Here is a 23,941-nt window from a genome sequence, read left to right on the forward strand (position 1 = left end):
GGGACGGCGGGTCGGGGAAGGACCGGCCTGGCGCGTCACGGGGGTCACCCGTTATCCGATTTTGACATGGTGACACGTCTGCTTGGAGCAATCCCAATGGCAGGATGCCGTAAACCCACGAGGTCGCGACACCCGAAGGTGTGTGTTTCCGTCGACCCATCGGCATATCGACATATCAGACGCATCGGTATATCGGCTTGTCCTACCCACTGCCGGAGGAACCCACCATGACCGCAGGCTCCACCCGTCGTACCACCGCCTCGCGCTCCCGGATTGCCGCGATCGGTGCGATCGCGGTCGCAGGCGCCCTGATCCTCACCGGCTGCGGTGACCAGACGGACAAGGGCAGCGACAACGGCTCCTCCTCGACGTCCTCGGCCCCGCTGGCGAGCAAGCTGCCGGCCGACATCCGCAAGGCCGGCGTGGTCAAGGTGGGCTCGGACATCGCCTACCCGCCGGTCGAGTACATGGAGAACGGCAAGGCCGTCGGTGTCGACCCGGACATCGCGGACGCGCTGGGCAAGCAGCTGGGCGTGAAGTTCGAGTTCCAGAACGGCAAGTTCGACAACCTGATCGTGGGCCTGCAGGCCAACCGCTTCAACGTGATCATGTCGGCGATGAACGACACCAAGGACCGCCAGGACGGCATCGACTCCGACACCGGCAAGAAGGTCGGCAGCGGCGTCGACTTCGTCGACTACTTCACCGCCGGCACCTCGATCCTGGTCCAGAAGGGCAACCCGAAGGGCATCAAGTCCCTGGACGACCTGTGCGGCAAGGTGGTGGCCCTGCAGAAGGGCACCACGTCCGAGGGGATCGCCAAGGCGCAGAGCGAGAAGTGTACGAAGGACGGCAACAAGGCCATCGACCTCCAGACCTTCGACACCGACCCCGAGGCGCTGCTCCGGCTGAAGCAGGGCGCCTCCGTCGCCGACCTGAACGACTTCCCGGTGGCCGCCTACAACGCCAAGACGTCCGGCGGCGGCAAGGACTTCGAGGTCGTCGGCGAGCAGATCGAGGCGGGCCCGTACGGGATAGCGGTCAGCAAGTCGAACACCCAGCTGCGCGACGCGCTCCAGGCCGCGATGGCCGCCATCATCAAGAACGGCGACTACCAGAAGATCCTGGAGAAGTGGAACGTCACGCAGGGCGCGGTGACCGAGGCCAAGATCAACGGCGGCTCCTGAACGCCCGGGCACGACTGAAGGGCCGTCACTGTGACTGACACGGTCGACAAGACTCCGGCGGCGTCCGTGCCGCCGGAGCAGATCAAGGCCATCCCGGTGCGCCACTACGGGCGCTGGGTGTCCGGCGTCGTGGTCATCGCCCTCCTGGTGCTGATCGGGATCGCCTTCTCCAACGCGAAGATCAACTACAGCGTCATCCCCGACTACCTCTTCGACCAGGGCATCGTCTCCGGCGCCTGGACCACGCTCTACATCTCGGTGCTGGCCATGGTGCTCGGCGTCGCGCTCGGCGTGGTCCTCGCGGTGATGCGGCTGTCGTCGAACCCGGTCACCAGCACGGTGTCCTGGTTCTACATCTGGTTCTTCCGCGGCACCCCGGTCCTGGTCCAGCTGCTGCTCTGGTACAACATCGCGCTCGTCTTCCCCATCCTGAACCTGGGGTTCTACAAGGACGAGATGAACCAGGTGATGACGCCCGTCCTCACCGCGCTGCTGGGACTCGGCCTGAACGAGGCCGCGTACATGTCGGAGATCGTCCGCGCCGGCATCCAGTCGGTGGACGAGGGCCAGACCGAGGCCTCGCACGCGCTGGGCATGACCCAGGGTCAGACACTGCGCCGGGTGATCCTCCCGCAGGCCATGCGGGTCATCATCCCGCCGACCGGCAACGAGTTCATCAACATGCTGAAGACCTCGTCGCTGGCCTACGCGGTCCAGCTCCCCGAGCTGATCAAGAAGGCCACGGACATCTCCAGCACCTCGCTGGCGGTCGTCGAGATGTACTTCGTCGCCTGCATCTGGTACCTGTTCCTGACCACGATCTTCAGCATCGTCCAGTACTACATCGAACGCCGTTACGCCCGCGGCTCCTCGCGCAACCTCCCGCCCACCCCGCTGCAGCGGCTGCGGAAGAATCTGGCCCAGTGGGGTTCGTTCCGTCGCCCGGAGGTGGCCCGATGAGCTCTCTCGCCAAGGACGTCACCCCGCCGAGCAGCGGCGCCCCGATGGTCAAGGCCGAGGGCGTGCACAAGTCGTTCGGGCTGTCGCACATCCTCAAGGGCATCGACCTGGAGGTGCTGCCGCGCGAGGTGTTCTGCCTCATCGGCCCGTCCGGTTCCGGCAAGAGCACGTTCCTGCGGTGCATCAACCACCTCGAGAAGATCAGTGCGGGACGGCTGTACGTCGACGGCAGCCTGGTGGGTTACCGCCAGCACGGCGACAAGCTCTACGAGCTGAAGGAGAAGGAGGTCGCGGCGCAGCGACGGGACATCGGCATGGTGTTCCAGCGCTTCAACCTCTTCCCCCACATGACGGCGCTGGAGAACGTCATGGAGGCGCCGGTCCAGGTCAAGCGCGAGTCGAAGGCGTCGGCCCGCGAGCGCGCCCAGCGCCTGCTCGACCGGGTCGGCCTCGGCGACCGTACCGGGCACTACCCGGCGCAGCTCTCCGGCGGCCAGCAGCAGCGCGTCGCGATCGCCCGCGCGCTCGCCATGCAGCCGAAGCTGATGCTGTTCGACGAGCCGACCTCCGCGCTCGACCCGGAGCTGGTCGGCGAGGTCCTGGACGTGATGCGGGACCTGGCCGAGGACGGCATGACGATGATCGTCGTCACGCACGAGATGGGCTTCGCCCGCGAGGTCGGCGACAGCCTGGTCTTCATGGACGACGGCGTGGTGGTCGAGTCCGGCCACCCGCGTGACGTCCTGACCAACCCCCAGCACGACCGGACGAAGTCCTTCCTCTCGAAGGTGCTGTAGTCCGGGGGTACGTCACGACCCGAAGGGGCGGTACGAGGATGCTCGTACCGCCCCTTCGGCCCGCCCGGGGTCCGCTCTCCGGTCTACTTGAGGGCGAGCAGCAGCGTGTCCGACGGCGAGCACCACACCGCCCGCGCCTCGCCGAACCCCTTCTCGCGCAGCACACGCGCGTGCCAGGCGGCCGAGGGCATGTCGCCCTCCGCGTGCTCCCCGTAGATCTCGAACCGGCGGGCGGTGGGCCCTGCGAGCACCGGGTCCTGTGCCGCCAGCTGCCACCACTCGGCCCAGTCCAGCGCCCCCGCCGCCTTGGCCTGATCCATACCCCGGTGCCGCCGCGCCCGTTCCGCCGCGTTGATCCGGGGCGTGCTGTCGTCGATCATGTGGTCCGCGTTCATGAAGACACCGCCGTCGCGGACGAGTTCCGCGACCTGACCGTAGAGGGCCGCGAGGGGTTCGCTGTGCAGCCAGTGCAGGGCCGTGGCGGTCAGGACGGCGTCGTACGAGTCGTACGGCAGCCGCGTGGTCCACTGCGGGTCCTTGAGGTCCGCGGTGACGAGCGTGACCCGGTCGTCGCCCGCGAAGGTGCCCTCGGCGATGGCGAGCAGGGCCGGGTCGAGGTCGACCCCGGTGCTCACCGCGTCCGGGAAGCGGGCGAGCAGCCGGGCGGTGATGCTGCCGGTGCCGCACGCCAGGTCGAGGACCCGGGGCGCCGGGCCGAGAAGCGCCTCCACCATGTCGAGCATGATCCGGAACCGCTCCTCGCGGTCCGGCATGTACCACTCCTGCTGACGGTCCCAGCTCTCCTGCCAGGCACCCCAGTCCGCCCCGGTCGTGGTCGTCGGCGCGTCCGTCATGGCAACCCTCCACCGCACAAGTCCCGTAATACCCTGGAAGCACGACCGGCTGTTACCCGACCGCACGACCGACCCTAGAGTGCCCGCGTAAGGACTACAAGTGGAACTGGCCTATTACTCGGATTACGCCGTCCGGCTCGTCAACAGCGAGGAACCGGCCCGGGGCAAGGACTCCCTGACCTCGGTCGAGGCCGTCCGCGATCTGTTCGCCGGCAACCAGCAGGCGGCCCGGCGCGCCACCGAGGCCGACCTCACCCGCTTCCGCTCGGTCCGGGCCCGGCTGCGCGCGGTCTTCGAGGCGGCCGACAAGGGCGAGGAGACCCTCGCGGTGGACCTGCTGAACTCACTCCTGCTGGAGTTCCCGGTCAGCCCGCAGATCTCCGGGCACGACTTCCGGGACGAGGACGGCCGGCCGCTGTGGCACATGCACCTGGCCGACCACCCCTCCAACGCCACCGCCGGGTACACCGCGATCGCGGCGATGGGCCTGGCCTTCCACCTCACCGAGTACGGCGTCGACCGGCTCGGCCTGTGCGAGGCCGCGCCGTGCCGCAACGCCTACCTCGACACCTCGACCAACCGCTCCCGGCGCTACTGCTCGGACCGCTGCGCGACCCGCGCCAACGTGGCCGCCTACCGGGCCCGGAAACGCCTGGAGGCGGAGCGCCCCGACCGGCCGGTGCGATCGGCCGGCACCGGCCTGGCGGCCGAGACCGCCCAGCGCACCAGCGCCAGCGGCGAACGCTGACCCGCCTTGCGCGGCCGCCAGCGGAACAGGGCCCGCCCGAGGATCAGCTCCTCCGGCACGGTCCCGTAGTCCGTGCTGTCCCCGCCCGCGTACGCGTTGTCCCCGAGCACCCACCAGCCGCCCTCTCGCGGCTCCGCCGCCCGCTTGACGACCAGCAGGTCCTGCTGGAACGGATGACGCAGGACGACGACGTCCCCGGCCCGCACCCGGGCGCCGTACCACACCAGGAGCTGATCCCCCTGGTACAGCGTGGGCACCATGGACGGGCCGGTCACCTCGGCCAGCCCGAAGAGCACGGCGCCCCTCCCCCGCTCGGTCTCCTGCGACAGCTCCGGCATCCCCGGCACCTCCCCGGTCCGTTCCTCCACCAGTCTCAGTCTGACCCTGGACTTTTGTCCTAAGCCCATGGGGGCACTCGCGAAATCAGGCTGCCCAGGGAGTAATGTCCCACCTGAGAAGACGATCACGAGGAAGGAATGCTCCATGCTTTCCCGCCTGTTTGCCCCCAAGGTCAAGGTCAGCGCGCACTGCGACCTGCCCTGCGGTGTGTACGACCCGGCCCAGGCCCGCATCGAGGCGGAGTCGGTGAAGGCCGTGCAGGAGAAGATGGCCGCCAACGACGACCCGCACTTCCAGGCGCGCGCCACCGTCATCAAGGAGCAGCGTGCCGAGCTCGCCAAGCACCACGTCTCGGTGCTCTGGAGCGACTACTTCAAGCCCCCGCACTTCGAGAAGTACCCCCAGCTGCACCAGCTGGTCAACGACACCCTGAAGGCCCTGTCCGCCGCCAAGGCGTCCACGGACCCGAAGACCGGCGAGAAGGCCCTGGAGCTCATCGCCGAGATCGACACGATCTTCTGGGAGACCAAGAAGGCCTGACCCGCACCCGTACCGGTTGCCAGGGCCTCGACGGACCGCACCCGGCCCGACGGACCGCCGTTCACGGTGGTTCCGAAGGGTTCGGGTGCGGTCTGCTTTTCTCTGCCGGCGGCCTACGAGGCGGCGGCGAGTTCCTTGAGCGGCTCGCCGGTCAGGCGGCAGATGCGCCACTCGTCCAGGAACTCCGCGCCGAGCGACCGGTAGAGGCCGACCGCCGGTTCGTTCCAGGCGAGCACCCACCACTCGAAACGCTCGAAGCCGCTGCGCAGGCAGAACGCGGCGAGGGCGGCGAGCAGGGCCCGGCCGTGGCCGGCGCCGCGGGCGTGCGGGCGTACGTAGAGGTCCTCCAGGTGCATGCCCCGGGTTCCGGTCCAGGTCGAGAAGGTGGGGAACCACAGGGCGTAGCCCGCGAGTTCGCCCGTGGTCCCGTCCTCGGCGACCAGCGCGCCGGCCGCGGGGTGGGGGCCGAACAGCGCCGCCCTCAGCTGCTCCTCGGTGGCCCGGGCCTGCTCCTCGGCCCGTTCGTAGGCGGCGAGTTCGCGGATCATGGCGCGGATCTCGGGGACGTCGTTCTCGGTGGCGGCGCGGATCATGCGAGGGATCATCGGCCACCGGGCCGAACCCTGTCCATCCGGCCCGCCCCGGCCTGCGGCCCGGGGCCCGGTGTGACCGTTCACGAGCGCAATCCCGACCGTGAGGTCCGGCTCGGGCGGCGGGGCACGGGCAAGGGCCGGCCGGAGATCCGGCCGGTCCTTGCCGGGTGACGGGCGCTAGTGCCCGCCGTGGTCGTCCTCGCCCGCCTCCAGCAGGCCGGCCGCCGCCCCCACGATCCGCGGGTCCGGGCTGCCGACGACCTCGTCATCCTTGTCGGCGTAGTCGAAGCGGGCGAGCACGCTGCGCATGGCCTCGACCCGGGCCCGCTTCTTGTCGTTGCTCTTCACCACGGTCCAGGGCGCGTACTCGGTGTCCGTCTCGCGGAACATCGCGACCTTCGCGGCCGTGTAGTCGTCCCAGCGGTCCAGCGAGGCCACGTCCATCGGGCTCAGCTTCCACTGCCGTACCGGGTCGACCTGGCGGATGGTGAAGCGGGTCCGCTGCTCGCCCTGCGAGACCGAGAACCAGAACTTCACCAGGTCCACCCCGTCGTCCACCAGCATCCGCTCGAACAGCGGGGCCTGGCGCATGAAGCGCCGGTACTGGTCGTCCGAGCAGAAGCCCATGACCCGCTCGACGCCGGCCCGGTTGTACCAGGAGCGGTCGAACATCACGATCTCGCCGGCGGTCGGCAGGTGTTCGACGTAGCGCTGGAAGTACCACTGACCGCTCTCGCGTTCCGTGGGCTTCTCCAGGGCCACCACGCGCGCGCCACGGGGGTTCAGGTGCTCCGTGAAGCGCTTGATGGTGCCGCCCTTGCCGGCCGCGTCCCGGCCCTCGAAGACGATGACTATCCGGCGTCCCGTCTCCTTGATCCAGGTCTGCAGCTTCAGCAGTTCGATCTGCTGGAGCCGCTTGTGCCACTCGTACTCCTTGCGCTCCATGCGGGACGCGTAGGGGTAGTTCTCCCGCCAGGTGTCGATCGGGGATCCGTCCGGGCGGATGAGTACGGGGTCGTCGGGGTCGCTGTAGTCGACCTTCAGATGGGCCAGGTCGGCCAGGTCGGACAGCAGGTCCGGCGTTGTCATCCAGTCCTCCTCAGCGGCTTGGTGTGTGTCAGTGGAACTGCGGCACGATCAGGTAGATGCTGTACGCCACCACCGCCACGCAGGCGAGGAAGCACAGCCCTGCCTGGGCGACGCCGACGGCGCTGGTGGTGCCCTGCTCCTTGGCTCCCTCGTAGCGGGCGAGCCCGAGCACGCCGAAGGCGAAGACGACCACCACGGCGAATGTAACTCCGATGCTCACCGCGGTGACCTGGCCGAGTGCGGTCCAGTCGATGTTCATGGGAACTCCCTCGGTCAGGCGGCGGTGCCGACGTTGGACGGGGGTGTGGTGCGGATGGCGACCTCGTGGCCGTCGTTGACGTTCTTCGCGTCGATCGGGTTGCGACGCGACAGCACGACGATGCCGGCCGCGAGCGCGGCCCCGACCAGCGCGACCACGACCGTGCCGAAGTTGCCGCCGTGCTTGACCGCGTACGCGGAGATGCCGCCGACCAGCGCGGCGCAGGGCAGCGTGATCAGCCAGGCGGCCACCATGCGTCCTGCGACGCCCCAGCGGACCTCCGCGAGCCGCCGGCCGATGCCCGCGCCGAGGATGGAGCCGGAGGCCACCTGCGTGGTGGACAGCGCGAAGCCCATGTGGGCGGAGGTCAGGATGACGGCCGTGGAGGCGGTCTCGGCCGCGAAGCCCTGCGGGGACTGGATTTCCGTCAGGCCCTTGCCCATGGTGCGGATGATCCGCCAGCCGCCGATGTAGGTGCCGAGGGCGATGGCGAGACCGGCGGTGAAGATCACCCAGACCGGTGGGCCGGCGTCGCCGGGGAGGGCGCCGACGGAGATCAGGGTCAGGGTGATGATGCCCATGGTCTTCTGGGCGTCGTTGGTGCCGTGCGCGAGCGAGACCAGCGAGGCCGAGCCGATCTGCCCGAGCCGGAAGCCCTTGGTCACGGAGCCCTCGCGGCCCCGGGCGGTGAGCCTGTAGGCGCAGTACGTCGCGATCAGGGCGGCGACGCCGGCCACCACCGGCGAGGCGAAGGCCGGGATGATGATCTTCTCCAGGACCTTGTCGAAGTTGACCGCGCCGGACCCCGCGCCGACCCACACGGCTCCGATCAGCCCGCCGAACAGCGCGTGCGAGGAACTGGACGGCAGCCCGACCAGCCAGGTCATCAGATTCCACAGGATCGCCCCCACGAGGCCCGCGAAGATCATCGCGGGGGTCACCTTGGCGTCGTTCACAATGCCGCCGGAGATCGTCTTGGCGACCTCCGTGGAGAGGAAGGCCCCGACCAGGTTCAGTACGCCGCTGATCAGAACCGCTGTCTTCGGTTTGAGCGCGCCGGTCGCGATGGACGTGGCCATCGCGTTCGCCGTGTCGTGAAACCCGTTGGTGAAGTCGAACGCAAGAGCAGTGACGATCACGACCGCCACGAGGAACGTGATGTGGTCCATTTCTTTATGCAAACAAGCGCGGGCCAATTGCGCGAGAACCAGAGGCAAACGCGCGTCCAAGAACAAACCCCGTCGTGTGTGCGATGTGCATGCCATGCTGGGCGGGTGACCCCCCTGGAGGACCTGAGGCGGCTGCGCCGGGCCCGCGACCGCATGGACCGCGAGTACGCCGAGCCGCTCGACATGACCGAGCTCGCCCGCACCGCCCTGATGTCCCCCGGCCACTTCCAGCGCAGCTTCCGCAAGGCCTTCGGGGAGACGCCGTACAGCTACCTCATGACCCGGCGGGTCGAGCGGGCCAAGGCGCTGCTGCGCCGCGGCGACCTCACGGTGACCGAGGTGTGCATGGCGGTCGGCTGTACGTCGCTGGGTTCCTTCAGCTCGCGGTTCACCGAGCTGGTCGGGGAGACGCCGAGCGCGTACCGGGCGCGGGACCACGAGGAGAGCACGGTCATCCCGTCCTGTGTGGCCCGCACGTTCACCCGGCCGCGCCGCCGGCCGTACTGACGGCCCGCGACCGACCCGCGCACGACCGACGCGCACCCGCCCGGCCGTGCGTCCGACCGCACGCACGGCCGGGCGTTTGCTCCTAGCCTGACCCCATGGACGTAAAACTCGCGCAGTGTTTCATCGCCGTCGACGACCACGACAAGGCACTGGCCTTCTACCGGGACGTTCTCGGCCTGGAGGTCCACAACGACGTGGAGTTCGAGGGGATGCGGTGGGTGACGGTCGGGTCGCCGCAGCAGCCGGGTGTGGAGATCGTGCTGGAGCCGCCGGGCGCCAACCCGGACGCCTCCCCCGCCGACCGGCAGGCCATGGCCGAACTGCTCGCCAAGGGCATGCTGCGCGGGGTGATCTTCTCCACCACCGACTGCGACGCGCTGTACGAGCGGGTGCGGGAGTACGGCGGTGACGTGATCCAGGAGCCGACGGACCAGCACTGGGGCGTGCGGGACTGCGCGTTCCGGGACCCGGCGGGGAACCTGCTGCGCTTCACGGAGCGCCGGGTGGCCGATTAGCGCACTTACGATCACGTCATGAGCATCCGCTGGACGTACGCCTTCGCCGACCGCTCCGCCGCGCATCTCGCCGCCGCCCAGGCGTTCTGGACGGCCGTCACCGGCACCTTCCTGTCCGCGCCCCGCGGTGCGGACGACGAGTTCGTGACGCTGCTGCCGGCCCTGGGCGTCGACGCCTGCGTCAAGCTCCAGGGCGTCGAGTCGGGCCCCGGCGGAGCCCACCTGGACCTCTGCGTCGAGGACGTGCCCGGCCTCGTGAAGCGGGCCCGGGAACTCGGCGCCGAGCCGGTCGCCGAGCACGACGGGTGGGCGGTCCTGCGGTCACCGGCCGGGCAGTTGTGGTGCGCCGTGCCCTGGCACGGGGAATCGGTACGGCCGCCGGTCGTGGCGGGCAGCCGGCTCGACCAGGTCAGCCTCGACATCCCGCCGTCCGCGTACGAGACCGAGACCGCGTTCTGGGCGCGGCTGACCGGCTGGGAGCTGCTGACCGGCGCGCTGCCGGAGTTCCGGGTGCTCAGGCCGCCGGCCGGCCTGCCGGTGCGGATCCTGCTGCAGCGGCTGGACGACGAGCAGCCGGCCGCCGCCCACCTCGACCTGGCCTGCGCGGACATCCCGGCGACCCGCGCCCGGCACGAGGAACTCGGCGCCGTGCACGTGGCCGACGGCCCCCACTGGACGGTGATGCGCGACCCGGCGGGCGGCGTCTACTGCCTCACCGGCCGCGACCCCGAGACCGGCGGTCTGCCGAGCCGGGACCGGATCGCCGGGGGCCGGGGCTAGCCGGCCGGGTGCGGGGCCCAGGGCTCCACGTCCACCACGGCCGTGACCGGTATCGGTCCGTACACGTGCGGGAACTCCTCGCCGCCCGGCTCCGGAGCCTCCCACTTAACCGGGGCGCCGACCCGGGCCGGGTCCACGACCAGCACCACCAGTTCGTCCGGGCCGTCGTAGGCGCCGTACAGGAAGGCCGCGACACGCGGGAGTTGCTCGCGGGTGGAGCAGTGGATGAACCCCTCCTCCTGGAGGGTGCGGCCGCGGGTGGACATCTCGTAGCCGCCCCGGGCGCGGGCCTCCTCCCACAGGGAGCGTTCGGTGAGGTGCAGGATGTTCGGGAGTCCGGTCATGCGGACACGCTACGGCGTGGGCCGGCCGGCGGATTCGGGCGGGGAGGGCGGCGGGGACGCCTCCCGTGTGCGCGACGGTCCCGGGTACTGGGCGCAGTCGGGATTGCGGCAGGGACCGGGTCCCCAGACCGGAACCCAGGCACCCAGCGTCTTGTGCCGTCGCACCACCCGCTCGACGGACTGTCCGCAGGCCGGACAGACCTGGTCCTGGCTGTCCATGCCCCCAGCGTAGGCCGGGCCCGGCAGCCGCGCCCGTCGCGGCGGGCGACGCTCCGGGGGAATCGGCGGGCCCCGCACACCGTGGGGATGCGCGGGACCCGTCGGGCCGGAGCCCCCGGACAACCGTGCGGGGTCAGGAACCGCACGGTCCCGGAGGCTCCGGGGTCATCACCTGCTGCGCCGGGTCACGAACTCGGCGAGCGCGAGCAGGCCACCGGCCGCCTCCGGGCCGGGTACGGCGCGGGCCAGCTCCTGCATCGCCCGGGCCATCCGGTCGGCCGCCTCGGACTGGGCCCAGTCCCGGCCGCCCGCCCGCTCCACGGCCTGGGCGGTCCGCGCGATCTCGTCGGCGTCGGACCGCACGTGCGGCTTGGCGTACAGCTCGGCGAGGTCGGCGGCGGCCGGGGTGCCGGAGGTGAGGGCCGCGACGACCGGCAGGGACTTCTTGCGGGCCGCGAGGTCCGCGCCGGCCGGCTTGCCGGTGCGCCCGGGATCGCCCCATATCCCGATGACGTCGTCGATCAGCTGGAAGGCTAGCCCGGCCTGGCGGCCGAAGCCGTCGAGGGCCGCCACCTCCGCCGCTCCCGCCCCCGCGTACAGCGCGCCCAGCGCGCAGGCGCAGCCGAGCAGCGCCCCGGTCTTGGCCTCGGCCATGACGAGCACCTCGTCGAGGGTGACCTCGTCGGGTGCCCGGTCCTCCATGGCCGTGTCCGCGTGTTGTCCCGCGCACAGTTCGAGGACGCAGTCCGCGAGCCGGACGGCGGCGGCCGCGGCCGCCGGGTGCGGATCCTCGGCGAGCAGCCTGAGGGCCAGCGCCTGGAGGGCGTCGCCGGCGAGGATCGCGTCCGCGTCGCCGAACACCGTCCACGCGGTGGGCCGGTGCCTGCGGGAGGTGTCCCGGTCCATGACGTCGTCGTGCAGCAGGGTGAAGTTGTGCACCAGCTCCACGGCGGCCGCGGCCCGTACGGCGGCCGCGCGGGCCGCCGGGCCGCCGAGCGCGTCGGCGGCGGCGAGGACCAGCGCGGGCCGGATGGCCTTGCCCGCGTCGCCGTCCGCCGGGGTGCCGTCCGCGTGCTCCCATCCGAAGTGGTAGCGCGCGATCCGCCGCATCGAGCCCGGCAACGACGCCACGGCGGTGCGCAGCTCGGGGTCGACGAACGCGCGGACCCGCTCCAGGACCACCGCCGCCTCGGCCCCGTCGAGCGGCTCCGGCCTCCCCTCGGGCAGCTGCGTGGCACGCTGCTGCCGTTCCGTCACGAACTCGGCCATGGCCTCCCCCTCGCGGAGCGCGCGTACGGTGGCGTCTCCGCCCCGCCTCGGCACGTACCCCGAGGGTGTACCCGCCCCGGAGGGCGGGGACACGGCCACCAAGTGCGGAAACGTCACCTCCAGCGGCCGATCTCGACGTTCTCCAGCACACCGAGGGCGTCGGGGACCAGCACGGCGGCCGAGTAGTAGGCCGTGACCAGGTAACTGATGATCGCCTGCTCGTTGATGCCCATGAAGCGCACCGAGAGGCTCGGCTCGATCTCGTCGGGGAGACCGGACTGCCGCAGTCCGACGACGCCCTGGTTGTCCTCGCCGGTACGCATGGCGATGATCGAGGTGGTCCGGGCCTCGGTGACCGGGATCTTGTTGCAGGGGTAGATCGGGACTCCGCGCCAGGTCGGGATGCGGTTGCCGGCGATCTCGACGGTCTCCGGGACCAGTCCGCGCTTGTTGAGCTCCCGGCCGAACGCGGCGATCGCGCGCGGGTGGGCGAGGAAGAGCTTGGTGCCGCGGCGGCGGCTGAGCAGCTCGTCCATGTCGTCCGGGCTGGGCACGCCGTCGTGCGGCTGCAGCCGCTGGTCGTACTGGCAGTTGCTGAGCAGACCGAACTCCCGGTTGTTGATGAGCTCGTGCTCCTGGCGCTCCTTCAACGCCTCGACGGTGAGCCGCAACTGGTGCTCGGTCTGGTTCATCGGCTGGTTGTAGAGGTCGGCCACGCGGGTGTGGATGCGCAGCACGGTCTGGGCGATGCTCAGCTCGTACTCACGCGGCCGGGCCTCGTAGTCGACGAAGGTGTGCGGGATGTCGGGCTCGCCGCTGTGGCCGGCCGCGAGGGCGACCTCCTTCTCGCCGTACTTGTTGGTGCGCTGCTCGGGGATCGCGCGCAGCTGCTGAAGGTGCTCGCGCAGCGAGTCGGCCCGCTCCGCGACCTGCTCGAAGTCCTGCCGGGACAGGGTCAGCACGGTGCAGGCCGTGTCCGCGCGGGCGGTGTACTCCCAGATGGCGTCCGGGTCGACCAGGCCCTGCTCGCCGAAGTACGCGCCGTCGCCGAGGACGCCGAGCACCGCGTCGTCGCCGTAGGGGCCGGTGCCGATCTTCTCGACGCGGCCGTGGGCGAGCAGGTGGACCTCGTCCGCCCCGTTGCCGAACGAGGCGATGACCTCGCCCGCGGCGAAGTCGCGCTGCCGGCAGCGCTGGGCCAGCTCGGCCAGCACCTCCTCGTCGTCGTAGGACCGCAGGATGGGCAGCTCACCCAGCTCCGCGGGGATGACCTCGACACGGTCGCCGGTCTTCAGGAACGTGATGCGGCCGTCGCCGACCGTGTAGGTGAGCCGCCGGTTCACCCGGTACGTGCCGCCCTGGACGTCGACCCAGGGCAGCGTGCGCAGCAGCCAGCGGGAGCTGATCTCCTGCATCTGGGGCGCGGACTTGGTGGTGGTGGCCAGGTTCCGCGCTGCCGCCGTGTCCAGAGACTGCTGCGGCTTGCCCTGATCCGTGCGGACCTCTTCGCCTACCGACATAAGGAAATGCCCTCCCATACCTGCGCGGGCGCCGAACTGCCCACGCATCGGTCTCACGGGCCACCCTGTCATCACGGAACGTGTCGACACCATTACCCGAAAGAGCGGGAATAGATCATCGGACTACTGGGCATGCCGACATATCACCTCATCCCCCGCACCTCGATATGCCGACTTGTCCTGATCAACTCGCACAAGATCCGAACAAGTGCGAACGGGGCTGGCCCGGCCCGCCCGCCTTCGGTAGAAAGCCCGGGGGATCTGGAAGATCCGGAGAGCTCGGACGCGAAGGAGGCGGTCATGGCCCCACCCATGTCCGCGGACGCTTTCCTCGACGTGCTGCGCGACGAGGGCGTCACGGTCGTCGAGGTCGGCGACTGGCGGGACCACAACCGGAACCACAAGGGCCCCTGGGGCCCCGTGCACGGCGTGATGATCCACCACACGGTGACCCGGGGCGCCGCGGCCACGGTCCGGATCTGCCGCGACGGCCTCCCCGCCCTCCCCGGCCCGCTGTGCCACGGCGTCATCACCAAGGACGGCACGGTCCACCTGGTCGGCTACGGCCGCGCCAACCACGCGGGGCTGGGCGACGACGACGTGCTGCGCGCGGTGATCGCCGAGAAGGCCCTGCCCCCGGACAACGAGGCGAACACCGACGGCAACCGGCACTTCTACGGCTTCGAGTGCGAGAACCTGGGCGACGGCGAGGACCCCTGGCCCGAGGCCCAGCTGGAGGCGGTCGAGCGGGTGGCCGCGGCGGTGTGCCGGCGGCACGGCTGGTCGGAGCGGTCGGTGATCGGGCACCTGGAGTGGCAGCCGGGAAAGGTGGACCCGCGCGGCTTCTCGATGTCCTGGCTGCGCGACCGCGTCGGGGAGCGGCTGAAGTGAGCCCGCGCCCACGCCCCGGGCGACAATGACGACGTGACCAGCGCCGACATACTCACCCCCCGGCTCCCCTCTCCGCTGCAGGAGGTGGCCGACGACCGTTTCGACCGGCACGGCGTCCGTCTCCTCCTCAAGCGGGACGACCTGATCCACCCGGAGCTGATCGGCAACAAGTGGCGCAAGCTGGTCCCGAACATCGAGGCGGCGGCCGGCCGGCCGGTCCTCACCTTCGGCGGGGCGTACTCCAACCACCTGCGCGCGACGGCCGCCGCGGGCCGTCTCCTGGGCTTTGCAACGGTGGGGGTGGTGCGGGGCGAGGAACTGGCCGACCGGCCGCTGAACCCGTCGCTGGCGCGGTGCGCGGCCGACGGGATGCGGCTGCACTTCGTCGACAGGTCGACGTACCGGCGCAAGGCCGAGCCGGAGGTGCTGGCCGGTCTGCTGCGGGCCGCGGCGGCCGAGGACGCCTACGTGGTGCCGGAGGGCGGCAGCAACGCGGCCGCGGTGCGCGGCTGCCGGGCCCTCGGCGCCGAGCTGCGCGGACGGGCCGACGTGGTGGCGATCGCCTGCGGGACCGGGGGCACGCTGGCCGGACTGGCGGCCGGACTGGGCCCGGCGCAGCGGGCGTTGGGGGTACCGGTGCTGCGCGGCGGGTTCCTGGCGGACGAGATACGGCGGCTGCAGGCGGAGGCGTTCGGGGGGCGGCGCGGGCGGTGGTCGCTCGACGAGCGGTTCCACTTCGGCGGGTACGGGCGTACGACACCCGGGCTCGACGCCTTCGCCGAGGACTTCGAGGAGCGGCACGGGGTGCGGGTGGAGCGGCTGTATGTCGCCAAGTTGCTGTACGGACTTGTCGAGCTGGCGCGGGAGGGCGGCCTGGGGCGGGGCGTGGCCGTGGCGGCGGTGCTGACGGCCTGACCGGCGTGCGGGCGCGCGGCCCCCCGTCCCGGCCGCCCCCCTGCCGACCTGACGCCCGCACTGCTCACTCGGCCTCCCGGTACGCCGCCGCCTCCTCCAGGTCCAGCCGGCGCAGCAGGGTGCGCAGCATCTCGTCGTCGATGTAGCGGTGGTCGCGGAGCCGGACGAAGACCGTGCGCTCGGCGCTGATCATCTCGCGGGAGAGACGCCGGTAGGTGTCGTCGACCGACTCGCCGGTGACCGGGTTGGTCTGGCCGAGGCGCTCCCAGACGGCGTTGCGGCGGCGCTCCAGGACGATGCGGAGGCGGTCGGCGAGTGGTGGCGGGAGGTCGTTGCGGTCGTCGGAGAGGAGTTCGTCGAGACGGGCCTCGGCCGCGCGGGAGGCCTGGGCCTGGGCGTTCGCCTCGGCGAGGGTCTCGGCCTGGGCGTCCCGGGCCGGGAACCTCATCAGACGGATCAGCGGGGCCAGGCTGAAGCCCTGCACCACGAGGGTGCCGATGACCGTCGTGAAGGTCAGGAACAGGATCAGGTTGCGCTGCGGGAAGGGGGCGCCGCCGTGCACGGTGAGCGGGATCGAGAAGGCGATGGCCAGCGAGACCACGCCCCGCATGGCGGCCCAGGCGGTGACCGCCGGGCTTCTCCAGGTGGGGTTGTCCTCGCGTTCGCGGATCCGCCGGGACAGCAGCCGCGGCAGGAAGGCCGCCGGGTATATCCAGACGAACCGGGCCGCCACCACGACCAGGAAGAGGGCGAACGCGTACCAGGCGGCGTCGATGCCCTCGTACGCGCCGAGGCCCTTGAGGACGACCGGCAGCTGCAGTCCGATCAGCGCGAAGACCGCGGACTCCAGCAGGAACGCCACCATGCGCCAGACGGCCTCCTCCTGGAGGCGGGTGGCGAAGTCGACCTCCCAGGCGCGGTGGCCCAGGTAGAGGGCGACCACGACGACGGCCAGCACACCGGAGGCGTGGAACTGCTCGGCGACGCTGTACGCGACGAACGGGATCAGCAGCGACAGCGTGTTCTGCAGCAGCGGCTCCTTCAGGTGCGTGCGCAGCCAGTGGATCGGCACCATGAGCAGCACGCCGACGATCACGCCGCCGAACGCGGCCAGCAGGAACTCGCCGATGCCGTGGGCCCAGGAGGCGCCCTCGCCGACGGCGGCCGCGACGGCCACCCGGTACGCGGTGATCGCCGTGGCGTCGTTCAGCAGGGACTCGCCCTGGAGGATCGTGGTGAGCCGGGAGGGCAGGCCGACCCGGCGGGCGATCGCGGCGGCCGCGACCGCGTCGGTGGGCGCCACGACCGCGCCCAGCGCGAGCGCCGCGGGCAGCGGCAGCCCGGGCACGATCAGGTAGGCGGCCCAGCCGACGACGAAGGTCGCGAAGAGCACGTACCCCACCGAGAGCAGCGCCACCGGGCGCATGTTCGCCCGCAGGTCGAGGTACGAGCTCTCGGTGCCCTCCTTGTACAGCAGCGGGGGCAGCACCAGCGGCAGCACGATCTCCGGGTCGAGGGTGTAGTCGGGCACCCCGGGCACGTACGACACCACCAGGCCGACCGCGACCAGCAGCAGCGGCGCGGGCACCGGAGTGCGCCGGGCCGCTCCGGCGATCGCGGCGCTCCCCGCCACCAGCAACAGCAGTGGCATCACGTCCATGTCCTCGCCCGCCCTCTTTTTCCGCGCGGCCACCCGCACACCCGTCGTAATCTGGCAATCATGAAACAGTGCACGCACCGCGACGCGCTGCCGCTCCCGGAACCCGAGCCGCAGAACGAGACCTGCCCGGAGTGTCTCGCCAAGGGCTGGCACCCGGTGCAGTTGCGGCTCTGTCTGACCTGTGGCCACGTCGCCTGCTGCGACTCGTCGCCCGGAAGACACGCGACAGGCCACCACGAGTCGTCCGGTCACCCGATAATGCGGACGTTCGAGCCCGGCGAGGACTGGCGCTGGTGCTTCGTCGACCACGTCCTCGTGTGACACTGCACTACGGCTGCTGAAGACGACAGCACCGACGGTTCGACGGTTCGACGCCGGGGTACGTCAACCCGGCGCGCGCTCTTCCCAATTGAGCAAGCCAGACCTCTAGACACGGAGCGTATTCACAGGTTTACTGTGAGTGACGCCAGGGGGTTGGGGTCCCGGGGACAGAGAAGTTCGGAGCGCGGTAGCGTCACCGCTGAACCACGTTGTGCGTTACCCCGGGGGGCGACCCTCGGCCCCGAAAAGCTTGTACCACCATGGAGGTGAGGGTGTCCCAGATCGCAGGCGAGCCCGCGACCCAGGACTTCGTGGAAGTCCGGCTGCCGGCTGCGGGTGCCTACCTGTCGGTGCTGCGCACGGCCACGGCCGGTCTCGCCGCCCGCTTGGACTTCACCCTGGACGAGATCGAGGATCTGCGCATCGCGGTCGACGAGGCCTGCGCGATCCTGCTCCAGCAGGCCGTTCCCGGCTCGGTGCTCAGCTGTGTCTTCCGCCTCGTCGACGACTCGCTGGAGGTGACGGTCTCCGCTCCGACCACGGACGGCCACGCCCCCTCGCGCGACACATTCGCCTGGACCGTGCTCTCGGCCCTGGCGGGCAAGGTCTCGTCGGCCGTCGACGAGGACAAGACCGTGTCGATCAGCCTCTACAAACAGCGCGGCGCGGGACCCGGGCCGGCGTGAGGAACGGGGACGGGCCGGTGCGGGACGAAGAACGCGGCACACGGGAGCTGCCGGCCGGGGGCGAAGGCCCCGGGGTCGGCTCCCGCCGCATGGCTGACGGCATCGACGGCATCCCGGAACAGGCCAGGCCGCACCCGGAGGACCCCTCCGCGCCGGCCGGTCTGGAGGGTGCCGTGCAGAGCGCGCCCCCGGAAGGGCGGAACGGGGTCGCGGCCCCGCACCGAGCCGGGGCGCAGGCTCGCGGAAGGGCGACGGGCGGGACGATGAGCGAGCACGAGCGATACGCCGAGGACGAGGCGCTGGCCGCGGAGGTGGTGCAGGCGACCCACCACGAGCCCCAGGCCCGCACCGAACCTCAGGACCGCAGCGGCGCGCGCGCCCTGTTCGTCGAGCTGCGCGGGCTGAAGGAGGGCAGCGCCGAGTACGCGGAGCTGCGCAATCGGCTGGTCCGCATGCACCTGCCGCTCGTGGAGCACCTCGCGCGCCGGTTCCGCAACCGCGGCGAGCCGCTCGACGACCTCACCCAGGTCGCCACCATCGGCCTGATCAAGTCGGTCGACCGGTTCGACCCGGACCGGGGCGTGGAGTTCTCGACGTACGCCACCCCGACCGTGGTCGGCGAGATCAAGCGTCACTTCCGCGACAAGGGCTGGGCCGTCCGCGTTCCGCGCCGTCTGCAGGAGCTGCGCCTCGCGCTCACCACCGCCACGGCGGAGCTGTCCCAGCAGCACGGCCGCTCCCCCACGGTGCACGAGCTGGCCGAGAAGCTCGCGATCTCGGAGGAGGAGGTCCTGGAGGGCCTGGAGTCGGCCAACGCCTACTCCACGCTGTCCCTGGACGTCCCCGACACCGACGACGAGTCGCCCGCCGTCGCCGACACCCTGGGCGCGGAGGACGAGGCGCTGGAGGGTGTCGAGTACCGCGAGTCCCTCAAGCCACTCCTGGAAGACCTCCCGCCCCGCGAGAAGCGCATCCTTCTCCTGCGCTTCTTCGGCAACATGACCCAGTCCCAGATCGCCCAGGAGGTCGGCATCAGCCAGATGCACGTCTCACGCCTGCTGGCGAGGACCCTGGCCCAGCTGCGGGAGAAGCTGCTGGTGGAGGAGTAGGGCGGCGCCCCGCGGGTCAGCTACTGCGCCCGGGCCCCTTGATCCCCAGGGCCTGGGTGGTGGCGGAGTTGACCAGCAGCACCAGCGCGGCCACCGCCACCACCGCCAGCACGATCCCCACCGGAATCGCCATGCTGTCGGCCTGCAGCAGGTTGTACGCCACCGGCAGCGCCATGATCTGCGTGATCACCGCCGGGCCCCGGCTCCAGCTCTTGCGCCTCAGCAGCCCGCGCGCGGCGAGCAGCGGCAGCAGCGCCAGCACGACGACGGTGACACCCCCGGTGATCGCCTGCCCCCGGTCGTCCGGATCCCCGGTGACCCCGAGCACGGCCAGCCACACCCCGCCGGCCAGCAGGGCGAGCCCTTCCAGCCCGACCAGCGCGGCGGCGTACGTCAGCCGTCGCGGACGGGACTCCTCGATTCCGCCGGTCTTCTCAGCCGTAGGTGCTTCACTCACCCCAGAAGGGTAGCCCTCGGCCGGGACCCGTACGTGTTGAGGCTCACGCCCCTATCTCTTACCGGATCCCTAACTCGGTCTGGGATCGGTACTTTCCAGTAGGTACGCTGCAATCCATGCGTGCACTTCTCGTGGTCAATCCGGCGGCAACCACCACAAGCGCACGTAGGCGCGACGTCCTCATCCACGCGCTCGCGAGCGAAGTGAAGCTGGAGGCGGTCACCACCGAGTACCGCGGCCACGCCCGCGACCTGGCGCGACTCGCGGCGGAGAGCGACGACATCGACCTCGTCGTGGCGCTCGGCGGCGACGGCACGGTCAACGAGGTGGTCAACGGACTCCTCCACAACGGGCCCGACCCGGACCGGCTGCCCGGCCTCGCCGTGGTCCCCGGCGGCTCCACCAACGTCTTCGCCCGCGCCCTCGGCCTGCCCAACGACCCGGTCGAGGCCACCGGCGACCTGCTGGACGCCCTGCGCCAGAAACGCGAGCGCTTCGTCGGCCTCGGGCTGACCGCCGGCACGCCCGGCACCGAGGACGAGGCGGTCCCGGCCCGCTGGTTCACCTTCAACGCGGGGCTCGGCTTCGACGCGGGCGTCGTCGGCCGGGTCGAGCAGCAGCGCGAACTCGGTAAGAAATCCACGCACGCGCTGTACGTTCGTCAGGTCGTCCGGCAATTCCTCGGCGAACAGCACCGCCGGCACGGAACGATCACACTGGAGCGGGCCGGCGCCGACCCGATCACGGATCTTGTCGTGGCGATAGTCTGCAACGCCTCGCCGTGGACGTATCTCGGCAATCGTCCGATGTACACATCGCCTAAGGCGTCGTTCGATAAAGGCATCGACGTACTCGGTCTCAGCCGTCTGTCGACGGCCGCGGCCGCCCGGTATGGCACGCAGTTGCTCACTTCGTCCCCCGAGAGGGGACCCCACGGCAAGCACGCGGTGTCCCTGCACGATCTGGACCAGTTCACCTTGCATTCGAAGGTGCCGCTCCCCCTCCAGATGGACGGCGACCACCTAGGACTGCGTACGAGCGTGACGTTCACAGGCGTACGCCGCGCACTGCGTGTGATTGTGTGAGCGGAACGGGCTAAAGTCCTTTCACTCGAACGTTTAGGCCAGGATCCACCCCATGGAAGTACGGCTGTGACCCAGTCGACACCGAGGAATCAAAAAAAACTTTCCGGAAGGGGTTGTATCCGTCGCTGAGGTTTGCGAGGCTCTACGTGGCGGTCGGGACAGCCCGCAACACCGGCGTCCACTGACCACCGGAATCCCCCTTCAACTCACAGGACCCCTGCCAGGGAACCTGGCGGTCGGCCCTTCACTTGTTGAGGGATTCGTGAAAGCGTTCACATTCACAAGCAACGTGCATGTAATACCAAGGAGAGGTAGCAGCCATGGACTGGCGTCACAACGCCGTTTGCCGCGAGGAAGACCCCGAGCTCTTCTTCCCCATCGGCAACACCGGTCCTGCGCTGCTGCAGATCGAGGAAGCCAAGGCCGTCTGCCGGCGCTGCCCCGTTATGGATCAGTGTCTGCAGTGGGCGCTCGAGTCCGGTCAGGACTCCGGCGTCTGGGGTGGTCTCAGCGAGGACGAGCGTCGCGCGATGAAGCGCCGTGCCGCCCGCAACCGGGCCCGTCAGGCCACCGCCTGACAGTCCCACCCCTGGTGACAGCCTGAGCTTGGCGGCGCGTACAGCGAGTACGCATCTCCCGCCCCCGAGCCGCAGCGCGCAGTACCCCCGATGCGCTTAGCAGTAAGAGCAGCAACGAGCGAACAGCCCCGGACCCACCAGGTCCGGGGCTCTTTGCTGCCCAGGAGGCTCACTTCTGCGGACGCACCGGCACGTCCAGGATCACCCGGGTCCCGCGCTCCGGCGCCGGCACCATGTCGAACGTGCCGCCCAACTCGCCCTCCACCAGCGTCCGTACGATCTGCAGACCGAGGTTGCCGGAGCGGTGCGGGTCGAAGCCCTCGGGCAGGCCGACGCCGTCGTCCTGGACGGTGACGAGGAGCCGGGCCTCCTTGGTGGTGCCGCCGCGGACCGCCGAGACCTCGACGGTGCCGGTCTCGCCCTCGCGGAAGCCGTGTTCGAGGGCGTTCTGCAGGACTTCGGTGAGCACCATCGACAGCGGGGTGGCCACCTCGGCGTCGAGTATCCCGAAGCGGCCGGTGCGCCGGCCGGTGACCTTCCCGGGCGAGATCTCGGCGACCATCGCGAGCACCCGGTCCGCGATCTCGTCGAACTCGACGCGCTCGTCCAGGTTCTGGGACAGCGTCTCATGCACGATGGCGATCGAGCCGACCCGCCGTACGGCCTCCTCCAGGGCCTCCCGGCCGCGTTCCGAATCGATACGCCGGGCCTGCAGGCGCAGCAGCGCGGCGACCGTCTGGAGGTTGTTCTTCACCCGGTGGTGGATCTCCCGGATGGTGGCGTCCTTGGTGATCAACTCCCGCTCACGGCGCCGCAGTTCGGTGACGTCCCGGAGGAGCACCAGGGAACCGATACGGGTGCCCTTGGGCTTGAGCGGGATCGCCCGGAACTGGATGACGCCGTCCTCGGACTCGATCTCGAACTCGCGCGGTGCCCAGCCGCTGGCGAGCTTGGCGAGCGCCTCGTCCACCGGCCCCTTGGTCGGGGCGAGTTCGGCCGTGGTCTGGCCCAGGTGGTGGCCGAGCAGGTCGGCGGCGAGGCCGAGGCGGTGGTATGCGGAGAGGGCGTTCGGGGAGGCGTACTGGACGATGCCGTCGCCGTCCACCCGGATCAGGCCGTCGCCGACGCGCGGCGAGGCGTCCATGTCGACCTGCTGGTTCGGGAAGGGAAACGATCCGGCAGCGATCATCTGCGCCAGGTCGGAGGCGCTCTGGAGGTAGGTGAGCTCCAGGCGGCTCGGGGTGCGCACGGTCAGCAGGTTGGTGTTGCGGGCGATGACCCCGAGCACCCGGCCCTCGCGCCGTACCGGGATGGACTCGACCCGTACGGGGACCTCCTCGCGCCACTCCGGGTCGCCCTCGCGGACGATCCGGCCCTCGTCCAGGGCGATGTCCAGCATGGGCCGGCGACCGCGCGGGACCAGGTGACCGACCATGTCGTCCTGGTAGGAGGTGGGGCCGGTGTTGGGGCGCATCTGCGCCACCGAGACGTACCGGGTGCCGTCCCGGGTGGGGACCCACAGGACGAGGTCGGCGAAGGAGAGGTCGGAGAGCAGCTGCCACTCCGAGACCAGCAGATGGAGCCACTCGAGGTCGGAGTCGTCGAGGGCGGTGTGCTGGCGGACCAGTTCGTTCATGGAGGGCACGTCTGTGAGCGTACCTGCCGGTATGTGGATGGCCGAAAACCGGCGAGCGCGGCGGGCGGGGATACCCCTGGAACACCCGCGGGCCGCGGCGCCTGAGAGGGACCCTCAACCCTCCCGGCACCGCAGCCCGGAGCAGCAACGGCCGTGGGGTGTGCGGTCCCGGTCGGCCGAAGGTGAGGAGCCGGGGCAGTCAGGGCAGAGAGCTCCGGTTCCTCGGTCCGCCTTCCTGTGCGGGGAAGACGGAAGAGTGTGACTGTGCCGTACGGCTGATGCCGCACTCGTTCAGCCCTCGTACGCAATTGTGGACTAGACCACGGTGTGTGTCCATGCGTTGGAGACTGTTCACAGTTGATGCGATCGCAGCGTAGCCCGCCGGCGGCGGCCGTGGGGCGGATGTCGGGGGCAATTTTCCGGCGGCCCGGGCGAGGCGCGGCCCCCCGTTGCGGAGATTTTCCTCAATTCACCCCATCTGACGCATTCACGTAACCTCGCACTTGTCCCCTTTCCCTGCGCCCGACCTCCGGCGACAGGGGTCGGTTCTGTTAGATTGGTCCCCGTCAGATTGGTCTAAACCACATACCTCCCAGACCCTCCAGCCCACTTCAGAACGGCAGGCCCAGCGTGGAAGTTGTCATCGTTCCGGACGCCGCCGCGGGTGGCGAGCTGATCGCCGAGGCCATGGCTCAGCTGCTCCGGCGCAAGCCGGCCGCGCTGCTCGGGGTGGCCACGGGCTCGACCCCGCTCCCCGTCTACCAGGCGCTCACCGCGAAGGTCCGCGCCGGTGCGGTGGACGCCTCCCGGGCCCGCGTTGCCCAGCTCGACGAGTACGTGGGGCTGCCGGCCGACCACCCGGAGTCCTACCGGTCGGTGCTGCGGCGTGAGGTGCTGGAGCCGCTCGGGATCGG

The 23,941-nt window shown here is 70.6% G+C and carries 29 protein-coding genes; 16 read left to right on the top strand and 13 right to left on the bottom strand.

Features of this window, described 5'->3' with window-relative positions:
* Positions 1–227 precede the first annotated feature (227 nt).
* Genes AB0472_RS23605 through AB0472_RS23615 form a run of 3 tightly spaced genes read left to right on the top strand, consistent with a single transcriptional unit; the run spans position 228 to position 2,944 of the window.
* The gene (locus AB0472_RS23605; protein ID WP_366358629.1) at positions 228–1,187 is read left to right on the top strand and encodes an ABC transporter substrate-binding protein; all 960 of its coding nucleotides are present in this window, start codon (positions 228–230) and stop codon (positions 1,185–1,187) included.
* A 30-nt stretch (positions 1,188–1,217) separates the two neighbouring features.
* A complete protein-coding gene (locus AB0472_RS23610) occupies positions 1,218–2,147 on the top strand; it encodes an amino acid ABC transporter permease (RefSeq protein WP_366358631.1) in 930 nt (309 codons plus the stop codon).
* Positions 2,144–2,944, top strand: a complete 801-nt coding sequence (locus tag AB0472_RS23615) for an amino acid ABC transporter ATP-binding protein (RefSeq protein ID WP_366358633.1) — start codon at positions 2,144–2,146, stop codon at positions 2,942–2,944. Before AB0472_RS23610 ends, AB0472_RS23615 begins: the two co-directional genes overlap by 4 nt.
* Before the next feature lie 83 nt (positions 2,945–3,027).
* Here the strand turns inward: AB0472_RS23615 and AB0472_RS23620 are convergent, their stop codons facing one another.
* On the bottom strand, positions 3,028–3,798 hold the full coding sequence (locus AB0472_RS23620) for a class I SAM-dependent methyltransferase (RefSeq protein ID WP_366358635.1): 771 nt from the start codon (positions 3,796–3,798) through the stop codon (positions 3,028–3,030).
* A gap of 100 nt (positions 3,799–3,898) precedes the next feature.
* Between AB0472_RS23620 and AB0472_RS23625 the strand changes: the two genes are divergently transcribed.
* Positions 3,899–4,546 carry a CGNR zinc finger domain-containing protein gene (locus AB0472_RS23625; RefSeq protein WP_366358637.1) on the top strand — a complete coding sequence of 216 codons (648 nt, stop codon included), beginning with the start codon at positions 3,899–3,901 and terminating at the stop codon, positions 4,544–4,546.
* Here the strand turns inward: AB0472_RS23625 and sodX are convergent.
* On the bottom strand, positions 4,432–4,884 hold the full coding sequence (gene sodX / locus AB0472_RS23630) for a nickel-type superoxide dismutase maturation protease (protein ID WP_366358685.1): 453 nt from the start codon (positions 4,882–4,884) through the stop codon (positions 4,432–4,434). The two genes, AB0472_RS23625 and sodX, sit on opposite strands and share 115 nt — an antisense overlap.
* Positions 4,885–5,029: 145 nt before the next feature.
* Between sodX and sodN the strand changes: the two genes are divergently transcribed.
* Positions 5,030–5,425: a superoxide dismutase, Ni gene (gene sodN / locus AB0472_RS23635; RefSeq protein WP_351719271.1), complete on the top strand. Its 396-nt coding sequence runs from the start codon at positions 5,030–5,032 to the stop codon at positions 5,423–5,425.
* Positions 5,426–5,538: 113 nt separating this feature from the next.
* Here the strand turns inward: sodN and AB0472_RS23640 are convergent, their stop codons facing one another.
* The 4 genes from AB0472_RS23640 to AB0472_RS23655 form a co-directional block, all read right to left on the bottom strand.
* Positions 5,539–6,018 (bottom strand): GNAT family N-acetyltransferase, encoded by a 480-nt coding sequence (locus AB0472_RS23640; RefSeq protein WP_366358639.1) that lies wholly within the window; start codon positions 6,016–6,018, stop codon positions 5,539–5,541.
* A gap of 177 nt (positions 6,019–6,195) precedes the next feature.
* Positions 6,196–7,107 (bottom strand): polyphosphate kinase 2, encoded by a 912-nt coding sequence (ppk2, locus tag AB0472_RS23645; protein WP_366358641.1) that lies wholly within the window; start codon positions 7,105–7,107, stop codon positions 6,196–6,198.
* A 28-nt stretch (positions 7,108–7,135) separates the two neighbouring features.
* The gene (locus AB0472_RS23650) at positions 7,136–7,366 is read right to left on the bottom strand and encodes a hypothetical protein (RefSeq protein WP_366358643.1); all 231 of its coding nucleotides are present in this window, start codon (positions 7,364–7,366) and stop codon (positions 7,136–7,138) included.
* A gap of 14 nt (positions 7,367–7,380) precedes the next feature.
* Positions 7,381–8,535: an inorganic phosphate transporter gene (locus AB0472_RS23655; protein WP_366358645.1), complete on the bottom strand. Its 1,155-nt coding sequence runs from the start codon at positions 8,533–8,535 to the stop codon at positions 7,381–7,383.
* 153 nt (positions 8,536–8,688) lie between these two features.
* Between AB0472_RS23655 and AB0472_RS23660 the strand changes: the two genes are divergently transcribed.
* The 3 genes from AB0472_RS23660 (at position 8,689) to AB0472_RS23670 (ending at position 10,337) form a co-directional block, all read left to right on the top strand.
* The gene (locus AB0472_RS23660) at positions 8,689–9,042 is read left to right on the top strand and encodes a helix-turn-helix transcriptional regulator (protein ID WP_366358687.1); all 354 of its coding nucleotides are present in this window, start codon (positions 8,689–8,691) and stop codon (positions 9,040–9,042) included.
* Positions 9,043–9,137: 95 nt separating this feature from the next.
* Complete coding sequence (locus AB0472_RS23665; protein ID WP_366358646.1) at positions 9,138–9,557, top strand: VOC family protein; 420 nt, start codon at positions 9,138–9,140, stop codon at positions 9,555–9,557.
* Between the two features lie 18 nt (positions 9,558–9,575).
* Complete coding sequence (locus tag AB0472_RS23670) at positions 9,576–10,337, top strand: VOC family protein (RefSeq protein WP_366358648.1); 762 nt, start codon at positions 9,576–9,578, stop codon at positions 10,335–10,337.
* Here AB0472_RS23670 and AB0472_RS23675 read toward each other — a convergent pair.
* The 4 genes from AB0472_RS23675 to AB0472_RS23690 form a co-directional block, all read right to left on the bottom strand.
* Positions 10,334–10,681: a DUF952 domain-containing protein gene (locus tag AB0472_RS23675; RefSeq protein ID WP_366358649.1), complete on the bottom strand. Its 348-nt coding sequence runs from the start codon at positions 10,679–10,681 to the stop codon at positions 10,334–10,336. The two genes, AB0472_RS23670 and AB0472_RS23675, sit on opposite strands and share 4 nt — an antisense overlap.
* A 9-nt stretch (positions 10,682–10,690) precedes the next feature.
* Positions 10,691–10,900 carry a hypothetical protein gene (locus tag AB0472_RS23680; protein ID WP_366358651.1) on the bottom strand — a complete coding sequence of 70 codons (210 nt, stop codon included), beginning with the start codon at positions 10,898–10,900 and terminating at the stop codon, positions 10,691–10,693.
* A 168-nt stretch (positions 10,901–11,068) separates the two neighbouring features.
* On the bottom strand, positions 11,069–12,169 hold the full coding sequence (locus AB0472_RS23685) for a family 2 encapsulin nanocompartment cargo protein polyprenyl transferase (RefSeq protein ID WP_366358653.1): 1,101 nt from the start codon (positions 12,167–12,169) through the stop codon (positions 11,069–11,071).
* Between the two features lie 113 nt (positions 12,170–12,282).
* Positions 12,283–13,689 (bottom strand): family 2B encapsulin nanocompartment shell protein, encoded by a 1,407-nt coding sequence (locus tag AB0472_RS23690; protein WP_366358655.1) that lies wholly within the window; start codon positions 13,687–13,689, stop codon positions 12,283–12,285.
* Between the two features lie 300 nt (positions 13,690–13,989).
* Between AB0472_RS23690 and AB0472_RS23695 the strand changes: the two genes are divergently transcribed.
* Complete coding sequence (locus tag AB0472_RS23695) at positions 13,990–14,580, top strand: N-acetylmuramoyl-L-alanine amidase (protein WP_366358657.1); 591 nt, start codon at positions 13,990–13,992, stop codon at positions 14,578–14,580.
* Between the two features lie 33 nt (positions 14,581–14,613).
* Positions 14,614–15,495: a pyridoxal-phosphate dependent enzyme gene (locus AB0472_RS23700; RefSeq protein WP_366358659.1), complete on the top strand. Its 882-nt coding sequence runs from the start codon at positions 14,614–14,616 to the stop codon at positions 15,493–15,495.
* Positions 15,496–15,559: 64 nt separating this feature from the next.
* Here AB0472_RS23700 and AB0472_RS23705 read toward each other — a convergent pair whose 3' ends face one another.
* Positions 15,560–17,155: a Na+/H+ antiporter gene (locus AB0472_RS23705; protein WP_366358661.1), complete on the bottom strand. Its 1,596-nt coding sequence runs from the start codon at positions 17,153–17,155 to the stop codon at positions 15,560–15,562.
* A gap of 60 nt (positions 17,156–17,215) precedes the next feature.
* Between AB0472_RS23705 and AB0472_RS23710 the strand changes: the two genes are divergently transcribed.
* The 3 genes from AB0472_RS23710 to AB0472_RS23720 all read left to right on the top strand — a co-directional run bounded on the left by AB0472_RS23710 (position 17,216) and on the right by AB0472_RS23720 (position 19,271).
* Positions 17,216–17,476 carry a UBP-type zinc finger domain-containing protein gene (locus AB0472_RS23710; RefSeq protein WP_351957889.1) on the top strand — a complete coding sequence of 87 codons (261 nt, stop codon included), beginning with the start codon at positions 17,216–17,218 and terminating at the stop codon, positions 17,474–17,476.
* Between the two features lie 272 nt (positions 17,477–17,748).
* Positions 17,749–18,162 carry an anti-sigma regulatory factor gene (locus AB0472_RS23715; RefSeq protein ID WP_004925829.1) on the top strand — a complete coding sequence of 138 codons (414 nt, stop codon included), beginning with the start codon at positions 17,749–17,751 and terminating at the stop codon, positions 18,160–18,162.
* Positions 18,159–19,271, top strand: coding sequence for an RNA polymerase sigma factor SigF (locus AB0472_RS23720; protein ID WP_366358662.1), 1,113 nt, complete (start codon positions 18,159–18,161; stop codon positions 19,269–19,271). Before AB0472_RS23715 ends, AB0472_RS23720 begins: the two co-directional genes overlap by 4 nt.
* Before the next feature lie 16 nt (positions 19,272–19,287).
* On the opposite strand, the gene AB0472_RS23725 is transcribed toward AB0472_RS23720, so the two are convergent.
* Entirely contained in the window at positions 19,288–19,728 is a 441-nt protein-coding gene (locus AB0472_RS23725) for a hypothetical protein (RefSeq protein ID WP_366358664.1), read from the bottom strand.
* Between the two features lie 116 nt (positions 19,729–19,844).
* Between AB0472_RS23725 and AB0472_RS23730 the strand changes: the two genes are divergently transcribed.
* Complete coding sequence (locus AB0472_RS23730; protein WP_366358666.1) at positions 19,845–20,813, top strand: diacylglycerol kinase family protein; 969 nt, start codon at positions 19,845–19,847, stop codon at positions 20,811–20,813.
* 320 nt (positions 20,814–21,133) lie between these two features.
* Positions 21,134–21,391, top strand: a complete 258-nt coding sequence (locus tag AB0472_RS23735; RefSeq protein ID WP_010353616.1) for a WhiB family transcriptional regulator — start codon at positions 21,134–21,136, stop codon at positions 21,389–21,391.
* Positions 21,392–21,560: 169 nt separating this feature from the next.
* Here the strand turns inward: AB0472_RS23735 and AB0472_RS23740 are convergent, their stop codons facing one another.
* A complete protein-coding gene (locus AB0472_RS23740) occupies positions 21,561–23,036 on the bottom strand; it encodes a PAS domain-containing sensor histidine kinase (RefSeq protein ID WP_366358669.1) in 1,476 nt (491 codons plus the stop codon).
* A 621-nt stretch (positions 23,037–23,657) separates the two neighbouring features.
* On the opposite strand from AB0472_RS23740, the gene AB0472_RS23745 reads away from it, so the two are divergent.
* Positions 23,658–23,941 (top strand): 6-phosphogluconolactonase (locus tag AB0472_RS23745; RefSeq protein ID WP_366358671.1); only part of this gene is annotated, 284 nt, incomplete at its 3' end.

It is taken from the genome of Streptomyces sp. NPDC086777, from assembly GCF_040702065.1.
Taxonomy (GTDB): Bacteria; Actinomycetota; Actinomycetes; order Streptomycetales; family Streptomycetaceae; genus Streptomyces.